This is a genomic window from Phytoactinopolyspora halophila (assembly GCF_003287285.1).
Taxonomy (GTDB): Bacteria; Actinomycetota; Actinomycetes; order Jiangellales; family Jiangellaceae; genus Phytoactinopolyspora_A; species Phytoactinopolyspora_A halophila.
In genome coordinates this window covers 1-3,602 of record NZ_QMIG01000056.1, presented here as the reverse complement: position 1 = coordinate 3,602, position 3,602 = coordinate 1, and the positions used below count along the sequence as shown (strand labels likewise).

Here is a 3,602-nt window from a genome sequence, read left to right as displayed (position 1 = left end):
CGCCGCTCCCTGCCCCTGGCCACCCAACACCTGCGCATCGTGCAATCCCACACCGGCGACCGCACCGGCACCATCGGCGCCGCCGTCATGGTCATCGACCACGCCCTCTCCCCCACGCAGGTGGACGCACTGCTCTGACCACTCGCCACGCGTCCATACGGCCGTGCTGCCGAGCAACGTTGTGCGAGACTGGCGGCACGTAATTCAGTCCGAGCACGATGGAATCTGGAGCGACATGGCGACGATCGACGTGGCATCGGCCCGAGCGGACACGCCTGGCTGCAACACGGTGGTCCATCTGAACAACGCCGGCGCCGCGCTACCGCCGCAGCCGGTTCTGGACGCGGTGATCGGACATCTCGAGCTCGAAGCCACGTCCGGAGGCTACGAAGCACAAGGACAGGCATCCGAGCAGGCCGAGCGGTTCTATACCGCCGTCGCCGAATTGATCGGCGCCCAGGCGGACGAGATCGCTTACGTCGAGAACGCGACCCGCGCCTGGGACATGGCCTTTTACGCCATCCCGTTCCGCCCGGGCGAGCGCATCCTGACCACCACGAGCGAATACCCCGCCAACGGCATCGCCTTCCAGCAAGCCGCCCGCCGCCACGGCGTACGGGTGGACGTCGTCCCCGACGACTCGCACGGCCAGATCTCGATCGACGCGCTGAAATCGGAGCTGGCGGCCGGCGACGTCCGCGTCGTCGCGGTCAACCACGTTCCCACCCACAACGGGCTCGTCAACCCGGCACAGGAGATCGGCGAGCTGTGCCGGGCGGCCGGCGCGCTGTACCTCCTCGACGCCTGCCAGTCCGTGGGCCAGCTCGCCGTCAACGTCGACGAGATTGGCTGCGACCTGCTGTCCGCAACCGGGCGCAAGTTCTTGCGCGGCCCCCGAGGCACCGGGTTCCTGTACGCGCGCCGCGACGTCATCGAGACGCTGGAGCCACCGTTCCTCGACCATCACGCCGCGACGTGGACAGCGCCGGACACGTACGAGATCCGCGAGGACGCCAAGCGCTTCGAGACCTGGGAGCGGTTCGTCGCCGGCCAGATCGGGCTCGGCGTCGCGGCAGGCTACGCCGCGGCCCTGGGCCCACACGCCATCGAGGAACGCGTCACCTGGCTGGCGAACCGGCTACGCGAACAGCTCTCCGCCGTGCCGGGCGTCACCGTACGAGACCGCGGCGCCCGGCGATGCGGCATCGTCACGTTCAGCATGGAGGGGCACGACCCCGACGATGTCGTCCGCCTGCTCCTCGAACACGGGATCAACGTGAGCTGGAGCCGCGTCAGCGCGCTCCAGTTCGACCCGGCCGCGGTGCCGATCGTGCGCGCCTCGGTGCACTATTACAACACCGAAGACGAGCTGGACCGGGTCGTCGACACCCTGGCCAGGATCCGGCCCGATACCAGGTAGACGCGGTTTACCGGACGCGAGCCGTACGCCGTGCGCCGCAACCCGAAGAACCGACATCGTCACGGTCATAGCCTCGACAATGTCGGTTCCTCGGAGCGGCACGATCAGCCTCTCCACAACGGTCATGCCCACCGCTGCTCGCCCTGCGTGGCACGCTAGTGCCGTGATCGATGGATACGTGTACATCCTGACGCTAGTCGCCGCGGTCGGAAGCGGCGTCGTGGCGGGAGCCTTTCTCGTGTTCTCCGTGATGGTGATGCGTGCCCTGCGTCAACTCCCGCCAGCCCAGGGGCTGGCGGCCATGCAGGCCATCAACGTGGCGGCGGTACGCCCGATCTTCATGACCGCATTGTTCCTGCCGGCGCTCGCCTGCGTCGTGCTGGTGATCACGGCGCTCATCCGCTGGGGTGAAAGCGGCTTCGCTCTCGTGCTGGCCGGGAGTGCCGCCTACCTCGTGGGGTCGATCGCGCTGACGATCGCCTTCCACGTCCCGCGCAACGACGCGCTGGCCACGGTCGAACCGGGCAGTCCCGATATGGAGGCACGCTGGACTCGCTTCGCGGCCTCCTGGACGGCGGGCAACCACGTGCGCACCATCGCGTCCCTGCTGGCCGCCGTCCTCCTGACCATCGCACTCACTCGGTAGACGCGCGCTCCGCGGCCATCGATCCGGCCGGACGTATCAGCCCGACACCCCGGTCAGTTCGTTCGGCGTTGCCGGTAGTTCCGTGCTGGTGTGTACCGTCTCGTCGTGCAGGTCCACGGCATGCAAGGCGTTGGAGGCCGGCTCGGTGACGTAGATGGTGTGATCCTCCACGAAGATCGTCGGACGCGGCTGCTGCCAGTCGAGCGGCTCGTCCCACTCTTCCACCACGGGAATCTCGGAGATCACCTCGGCGGCGTCCGGATCGATCACGTGGATCGCGCCGTCGGTACCGAGCAGCAGAACCTCGCCATGTGGTCCGCGGGCCAGCGAGCGGAACGAGTAGCTCGTGCCGATGTCGACGAGCGTCAGTTCGTGCATGAACGTGTCGATCAGGGAGATCCGTTCCGGCCGCTCCAGCTCGGCGTCGGGGTCGACCTTGTAATCGCCGAGCACGACGGCCGACTCGGATGATCCGGCCTGATTGCCGATCCGGCCGTACTCGTCCGGACTGTCGATCTTGGTGAACTCGCCGTCCTGGTAGACGAGCACGCCGTCCTCGCACCCGATAACGACGGCCTCGTCCCGCGCCATCGCCTCGCCGTGCACGCCCGGGCAGTCCTCGTTGCGGGCGATCTCCTCACGTTCGGCATCGAGAACCTTGACGCCGGTGCGGCTCTCCTCGGTTCCGATGGTGAGGAGCAGCTCGCCACCCTCCAGTTCCACGGCGACGCCGTGGTGCGGATCGTCGGCCATGTAGACCTCGGTCTCCAGGGCATCGCCGACCAGAGCGTCCGTGTCGAAGATCTCCACGCGGCCGGTGCCGTCGCTGAACAGGACCGTCTTACCCGCGTGTTCCACCACGTGCCCGGGGTGGTCGGATTCGAAGGAGATGTCGGTCAGTGTGGCGGTGCCGTCTGCGCCGGGGCCCGTGCCCGTGTCGAGGGTCAGGAAGGCGTCCCCGGCCGAGATCAGGACATGCCGCCCGTCACCGACGGGGTTCAGGCGAATGAAGCCCTCCAGCTCGATGTCTTCGAGCACGCCCAGTGTCTGCGCGTCCAGCACCAGCACACCCCCGTCGTAGGTGGCGACCAGGCGCGATGCAGATTCCTCGTCATGCCCAGGGTCATGCCCAGCGTCATGCCCAGCGTCGTGCCCAGCGTCGTGCCCGGATCCGCCGTCACCCGCATCGTCGTCCCCGTCGGCATCGCCGGTACCGGACGTGTCGGCCGGTTCGTCCTGGGCGACGTCGGTGGTAGCGCCCCCTCCGTCGTCGGTTCCGCATGCGGTCAACACCAGCAGCGGCACGGCGCTGAGCAATCCCGCCGTCGCTTTCCGTGGTTTCCTGTGCGTCTTCATGATGGCATATTAAATGATAATCACTATCATTCTGAATCATTCATAGTATGAGCCACGCCACAACTCCCCGAACACCCATCTCCCGCCCACCCACTTCCCGTGATCATGAACACTAAGCGACCTATGGGCAGGTTCAATCGGTGCTTGCAATGAGCAGCTGGTTGAGCCGCTGGGTTGGAG

3 protein-coding genes and 1 pseudogene are annotated in these 3,602 nt (G+C 67.1%); 3 read left to right on the top strand and 1 reads right to left on the bottom strand.

Annotated features, from left to right (window positions below; translation table 11 throughout):
* From DPM12_RS24425 to DPM12_RS22525, 3 genes and pseudogenes are all read left to right on the top strand, one after another.
* A pseudogene (locus DPM12_RS24425) lies at positions 1–138 on the top strand (sugar kinase); the annotation flags it as partial.
* A 97-nt stretch (positions 139–235) separates the two neighbouring features.
* Positions 236–1,420 carry an aminotransferase class V-fold PLP-dependent enzyme gene (locus DPM12_RS22530; RefSeq protein WP_112260587.1) on the top strand — a complete coding sequence of 395 codons (1,185 nt, stop codon included), beginning with the start codon at positions 236–238 and terminating at the stop codon, positions 1,418–1,420.
* A gap of 163 nt (positions 1,421–1,583) precedes the next feature.
* Positions 1,584–2,066 carry an anthrone oxygenase family protein gene (locus DPM12_RS22525; RefSeq protein ID WP_211659263.1) on the top strand — a complete coding sequence of 161 codons (483 nt, stop codon included), beginning with the start codon at positions 1,584–1,586 and terminating at the stop codon, positions 2,064–2,066.
* A gap of 36 nt (positions 2,067–2,102) precedes the next feature.
* On the opposite strand, the gene aztD is transcribed toward DPM12_RS22525, so the two are convergent.
* On the bottom strand, positions 2,103–3,422 hold the full coding sequence (gene aztD / locus DPM12_RS22520; protein ID WP_112260586.1) for a zinc metallochaperone AztD: 1,320 nt from the start codon (positions 3,420–3,422) through the stop codon (positions 2,103–2,105).
* Positions 3,423–3,602 lie beyond the last annotated feature (180 nt).

Coding starts and splice junctions, on each gene's coding strand:
- DPM12_RS22530 (WP_112260587.1), top strand. CDS start 236: ATGGCGACGATCGACGTGGCATCGGCCCGAGCGGACACGCCTGGCTGC.
- aztD (WP_112260586.1), bottom strand. CDS start 3,422: ATGAAGACGCACAGGAAACCACGGAAAGCGACGGCGGGATTGCTCAGC.